This window comes from Anabaena sp. AL93 (assembly GCF_001672085.1).
GTDB lineage: Bacteria > Cyanobacteriota > Cyanobacteriia > Cyanobacteriales > Nostocaceae > Dolichospermum > Dolichospermum heterosporum.
In genome coordinates, this window is the sequence record NZ_LJOU01000171.1 from 1 (window position 1) to 6,325 (window position 6,325).

A 6,325-nucleotide genomic window follows, 5' to 3' on the forward strand; every position below is an offset into this window, starting at 1 on the left:
CGGCGGCTACAACTTCTGCGACAACGGCGGCAACGGCGGCAACGGCGGCGACGGCGGCTTCGGCGGCGGCAGCGGCTTCGGCGGCTACTACGGCGGCAGCGGCTTCGGCGGCGTCGGTAGCAGCGGTAGCAGCGGCTACGGCGGCTTCGGCGGCGGCGGCGGCAAAGGCGGCGGCGGTGCGGGGTTTGGAGGTGGAATATTTATCCGCAGTGGTTCTCTCACCCTCACCAACACCACCTTTACTAACAACACCGCCACTGGTGGCACAGGTGAAAATAATGGTAGAGGTTTGGGTGGGGCAATTTTCGCCATGAAGTCCACCACCAACACCAATGGCAATAACGCGGGAATGCCCACATCGCTGCCTACTGTTATTTCTCTAGGTGCGCCCACATACACAAACAACAGTGCAGCAGACGCTTCTAATAGCGGAGCTGATAATCAGAACATTTATGGCATTCTGACCATTGTTAACAACCAAGCACCCACCGCAGTCACTCTGGGCAACACCACCACCACCTTGGCAGAAAATACCAGCACTGCAACCCGTTACAAAGTTGCTGATATTGCCGTTACAGATGATGCCCAGGGAACAAATACCCTCAGTTTGAGTGGCACAGATGCTAGTTTCTTTGAAATCTTCAGCAATGGCTTGTATATCAAAGCTGGTAATGCACTGAACTATGAAACCAAGTCTAGTTACAGTATTAACGTTAACGCAAGTGATAGCAGTGTTTTAGGTTCCACACCAGTCACCACGGCTTACACTTTAAACCTCACAGATGTCAACGAAAATCCCAGCGTTTTCGGATTTAGCGCCGCCAACTACAGCGTTAACGAAGATGGAACCACTAGTTCAGCGATCACCATTAACCGTACCGTCAACACCACAGGCGCAGCCAGCGTCACCGTCAACCTGGGCGGAGGCACAGCCACAGCCACTACTGACTACAACAGCAGCCCGATTACAGTCAACTTTGCCGATGGTGAAACCAGCAAAACCGTAGTCGTTCCCATTGTCTTGGATAGCATCACCGAATCAGTAGAAACCGTGAATCTATCCCTAACTAATCCCACAGGCGCGGCTTATGGAGCCACATTAGGAGGATTCACCACTTCCGTACTGTCAATTGTTGATTTCTACAATCGCCCTACTAGCAATCAACATGAAACAATTGTCGCTCCATCTGGAACATCCGTAATCAATGTTTCAACTGGATCTGGCAATGACACGATTAACCTGACTAATAGAACAGGCAATGTATTTGCCTCAGCAGGTTTGGGCAACGATTCGATTTTTGGTGGATCAGGTAATGACGTTCTCAATGGCGGTCTAGGCAACGACATAATCAAAGGCAATGCAGGTGTAGATCGCCTCTTTGGTGATGCTGGTAATGATACCCTCTATGGCGGTCTAGGCAACGACCAGCTTACAGGTGGAGCAGGTGCGGATATCTTTGCCCTAGAAACTGCATCGGGTAGCGACATCATTTTCGATTTCGTAAGTGGCACTGACAGTTTTGGTTTTACTGGTACGCTTTCTTTTGGTAGCCTCAGTTTTAACCAAAGTGGGGCTAATACCCAGATTCTTTCTGGTGGTAGTCTTCTGGCCACCGTGCTAAATCTCACGGCTTCGACGATTAATGCAGATAATTTTGGCTTGCTGATTTGAGTGAGGTATGAAAATCATGTTTGATGATTTCAAAACCCTTGTAGAGACGTTCCATGGAACGTCTCTACACCTAAATTCATACCTGGTTTCAGCAACGCCGTAATTTTGTTTCACTTCCTTAACTTTAATTTCTCAGAGGCAATATCATGACTAAACTCACTAAAATCTCCTCCGCTTTGGTTATCAGTTTCACCACCTATATCGCTGGGGCATCTTCAGCCGAAGCCATTTCTCTAAATCTTAGTTGGAATGCTAATGGGGATGTGAATCCTGCTGACAATTATTCGTTAACTGGCACAGTTACTGGCGCTGACACCGTTTCTGACGGATTTATTCGGTCTATTGATGGCGAAATTACTGATTTCACTCTCAACTTTTTTAAAAACGGTACGCCTCTAGCTTCTTATAATTTTGCAACGATCTCAGGTGATGGTCAGTATAACTTTAACTATGAAATCGCTGGTAACAGGATTTTGCAAGATGGAGCGTATAGCACGCCGAATGGTTTTTCTATTGGTGATTCACAGACTAGTGGTTACTGGCTGGATTCATTAAACGGTGCCGGCTTATCATATACTGGCAATAATGGACTTGAAGCTGCGTCTGGCGGAACTTTAACGGCTACGCCCGTACCTTTTGAGCCTAATGCTTCCATAGGGATCTTCACCCTCGGCGCGATGTGGGGCGTTAATCAATGGCGTAGAAATCTTCTCAAAAAGTAGAATGTCTAAGTAGTGAGACAGAATTAATTACACAATTTTATTGCGTAAGCGTTGCGTGGCGTTAGCCATATGGAACGAAGTGAAATGAAGCAATTCCAAGGGTTGTGATTGCTTCCCTTCGCTCGCAATGACTGTAAATATTTTTGTCCAGTTACTTATAGGCGCGATGCGCCGCATTTTTTGTTTCAGCGGACATTTAGAGACTTCCAATTAAAAAAATATCCCAAAATTTCTTGTGGTGCGGGCATACTATGGCTAACGCCACGCTACGCGAACGACAAGCTCAGTACAAGTCTTGCCCGGTAATAATATGAGGACGGGCAAGATGCCCATCCCACAAGATTACCCCGTTTTTAGTGTAGGGGAGTAGGGGACAGGAGGAGGAAAAATCGTCAAGTTACCCAGAACAGATACAAGCGCATATTCGCCCACAAAATTACAGAACTTACGCAACTGGCACATTGGTAGGGTGCGTCAGATATCAAAAATCTGTTTATTTGCAGGATTTATGCAGTCTGACGTGGTTGGTGAGCTTGCCGAACCACACCCTACTCAATAAGTTATTCTCAAAGCCGAAAACGATGCTACGCTACTACAGAGGTCGTAATTTACTGACTGTATACTCAAAACGGCTTGATTGTTTGATTCTAAACGTAGGGGTAAAGCAAAAGCTTAATGGTGTCAACTTAACGCAAAATCTTCATCCCGCAAGGAACTCAAGTTCCTTGCTAATAGCGAAAGTCATCTAAAAGATGACTAAATACTAGGAAAATTCATTAGTCCGTTTTAACGGACTTGAGCTATGAGACAGGGAATTTATTCCCTGGCGGGTGTGGAAGCCAAACAAATAAGCCATCTGTAACCTAAGTTGACACCAATGAGCTTTTGCTTTACCCCTACACATCTAGGTTCTTTGTCATTTGGCAAAAGTTTAAATCTCACCCGTGTTTAGTATATCTCACTCAAGTGCATACCGCTATATCGCTATATAGAGTAAAACATCATGAACATGAAGAACATTAGAAAAAGCATTAATTTCTTCTTTTTCTCTTTAGTCAGGAATTTTATCAAATTTTTCCGTCGGGTTGAATTAATAGGAATCTCATTTAAGAGTAGTGATCTGACTGGTCTATTACCAATCATCGGTTATGCTCTTGTGATTATGTCATTCATAGACTTTATCTATGTTGCTTCCCAGTTTCAACTGCAAAACTTTGAAAGTCAACTTAATTCCATTAGAGCATTCACTGAACACAGTTGGGTTTTTTTGATTGGTTTGGGGTTTATTTTTACTCGTTATTTTAGTGAAAATCAATATGACATCCGCTTTCCAGAAATTATTTTTCAAAAAATTATTCGCTGGATAATCCTATTGATGGGAGTCGCATTTTTCCTGGCAATTCCCCTGGTTTTTGTAAATACAGGACGTTTATTAAAATCAGTCAATGGTAAGTTCATCGAACAGCAAAAGAGCAATATTGAACAAATAAGCCAAATCGAGAAGAGTCTAAATTCTGGAGTTACTACAGCACAACTTAAGCTTATTGGCAAGAATATCAACCTGAGTCCAAAGGAATTAAATTTACCAGATCCTCAGATCAAAAATGCAATTACACAAAACTTACTCATTGCCAAAAGAAGAATTTCCGAAGCAACTGACCAAGCCAAGCAACAGCAATCTAAGAGTATATGGAAAAATAGTTATAGAACAATTATTGCTCTCTTTATTCTTAGTTTTACCTTTGTTTTTATTTGGTTCAAAATAGGCCAGGCTTTTTAGAATGTTACAGATAATGTTAGCAATTAAACGTAAAATGGGAAGATTCAGGAAAGTTAAACTTGATCATACTTTCCTACTCCTATTCATCTTTGGGTTGATTTCTGCAATTAACTTAACACTCTACTCGATATTTGACAAAGATGTTCAAAACTGGTCATACCTGCTATTGCTATATATAGGTATTTTATTTAACATTTACGATAAACGCAATCACATTGCTTTTGTCAGCAAGTTTCCTGCTAATTTCATTGGTTTTTGCCTAGTTATTATTCCTTACATCAAGGCGGGTTTTTTAGTTGAAGCAATCTGGGTTTACTGGTATTTTATTGCCCTGATTAGTGCTGCTGGTTTAGCCTTATTAGCATCAGGATTTCAAGGAATTAAACAATTCCAGAAAGAATTAGCAATTATTGTCATCTTTCCCACTTTCGTCTCTATCTTTATTCGATTATTGTCGGTATTGTCGAGTCGGTTTTCTGTTACACTTATCTCTGCGAAAATAACCTCTTTTGTTTTATGGTACTTGGGATTTGATTCCGTGAATCAGGGGACTATAGTTTATGTTAATGGTGGCGCGATTGATATATATGATGGATGTACTGGGATATCACTCCTGCTCATGCTATTAAGAGTTTCCATCACGCTAGTCATTCTTTTTCCCTTTTTACTGAGAAATATTTATTTGCCTTTTATCCTTTCATTCCTTATTAGTGGGGTTTTTTCCATTGGCCGATTAATAATTATGGTATTGGTGGTAACAGATAAACCCGCATTTCATTATTGGCATGGACATGAAGGTGGTAATATCTTTGCTCTACTGTCGTTCCTATCCTTTGGAACCATAATTTTGTTACTATCACCCGATAATCAAATTCCATTATCACCGTCAAAGGTCACCTCTCGCAAATCCCAGCCAGTGTCCTATGCAAATCTAATCATAGGTATTAGTTTAATCATCATTTTATTTAATTTTTGGTTTTATTACAGCGCGAAGTTGGGTCAAATTGCTACCTATAGTTTTCCCCAGCAAATACCTCTCCCCGGTTGGCAATTAACCGCTAGTGAACCTGTTTCTATACCGCAAAAGGAGCAAAATCTCCCACAACAGACTAGGGATATGGAAGCTTATCAGATGGAAGCAGGAAGCAGGGAGGATATCCTATCAGGACAAATTTATCATTACCGAAAAACCGGACAGGATTTAACTGTCAATTTTTACTACATCCCCTCTAGTTCTAATTTAGGCAATATTCAATCTTACTACAATTCGTTGGCTTTTTTGCCAGATTTACCTAAGCTGATAGAGCCTCTGGAAAAGATTAACCCTAAAGGTTATCATTTACAGTTCTCCTCTGGAGAAAAAAACTATTTGACAGCCTGCATTAATTCCATGGGAAAAAGTACGGCGACAGTGAGTCAATTCATAGCCTATTTTTATCGTCCTTATCTAAATCCCTCTCAATGGTTGAATCTCTTCAACGGTAAACAGACTCTCCGTGACAAACGCTGTGTCTGGGGGCAACTCTCCTTGTCCAAAGCTGATGGTAGTGATGCTGAATTGGAGGCTGTTTGGCAGGCTTTATTGTCTTATTGGCAGGGTAATTTCCCTAAGTTGAAAAACTAGACAAAAAGATTTACTCCCATACAAACGCAAAAATAGAGTATTAGGGGTCTAACCGGGATAAGGGTAAAATGGGACACGATGTAAATAAATGTTGCAGAAACCAATTTAGTAATTTACTAACTTCCCCAAAAATGGTAAGGAATGTGAATTAAATAAGGTGCAAAAGTAGGGTGTGTTAGCGACAGCGTAACGCACCATTCCAGGTTACATCAGAATTGCAGGTTATTAAATTTGGGGTCTAGCCGGGATACGCGCAAAATGGGACACGATGCAAAGATTTGTAAAGATGCTTGCAATATGCAACGTTTTATGGTTAAGAAATAGGAAACCTTATTTTTCTGAGGCAGAGTACAATACATACTCTCCTTAAATAATTTAAATAAGATTATTAAGTGAAAAATATATACTTGCTCTTGTTTAGTCTTGAGAAAATCATTCTAGTATTTGACTAGAGTATTAAAAGCAAGTTGTGCGATTTCCTCTGCTCGTGATGATGTAACTTTTTGATAACGCAATGTCGTTTGTAT

At 41.4% G+C, this 6,325-nt stretch carries 5 protein-coding genes; all 5 read left to right on the top strand.

Translation table 11 applies throughout. The features are described 5' to 3' along the window. The coding region (locus AN486_RS25880; protein ID WP_290602985.1) for a hypothetical protein at positions 1 to 314 on the top strand (314 nt) is incomplete at its 5' end. Then, positions 311 to 1,672 (top strand): Calx-beta domain-containing protein, encoded by a 1,362-nt coding sequence (locus AN486_RS25885; protein WP_290602986.1) that lies wholly within the window; start codon positions 311 to 313, stop codon positions 1,670 to 1,672. The genes AN486_RS25880 and AN486_RS25885, both read left to right, overlap by 4 nt. 146 nt (positions 1,673 to 1,818) lie before the next feature. Next, entirely contained in the window at positions 1,819 to 2,394 is a 576-nt protein-coding gene (locus tag AN486_RS25890) for a hypothetical protein (protein WP_290602987.1), read from the top strand. A gap of 1,003 nt (positions 2,395 to 3,397) precedes the next feature. After that, positions 3,398 to 4,174: an HpsJ family protein gene (locus AN486_RS25895; RefSeq protein ID WP_290602988.1), complete on the top strand. Its 777-nt coding sequence runs from the start codon at positions 3,398 to 3,400 to the stop codon at positions 4,172 to 4,174. 1 nt (position 4,175) lies between these two features. Then, the gene (locus AN486_RS25900; RefSeq protein WP_290602990.1) at positions 4,176 to 5,798 is read left to right on the top strand and encodes an archaeosortase/exosortase family protein; all 1,623 of its coding nucleotides are present in this window, start codon (positions 4,176 to 4,178) and stop codon (positions 5,796 to 5,798) included. The last annotated feature ends 527 nt before the right edge of the window (positions 5,799 to 6,325 follow it).

Excerpts from the sequence above, each read along its gene's own strand:
- AN486_RS25885 (WP_290602986.1), top strand. The coding sequence starts at position 311 with ATGAAGTCCACCACCAACACCAATGGCAATAACGCGGGAATGCCCACA.
- AN486_RS25900 (WP_290602990.1), top strand. The coding sequence starts at position 4,176 with ATGTTACAGATAATGTTAGCAATTAAACGTAAAATGGGAAGATTCAGG.
- AN486_RS25890 (WP_290602987.1), top strand. The coding sequence starts at position 1,819 with ATGACTAAACTCACTAAAATCTCCTCCGCTTTGGTTATCAGTTTCACC.
- AN486_RS25895 (WP_290602988.1), top strand. The coding sequence starts at position 3,398 with ATGAACATGAAGAACATTAGAAAAAGCATTAATTTCTTCTTTTTCTCT.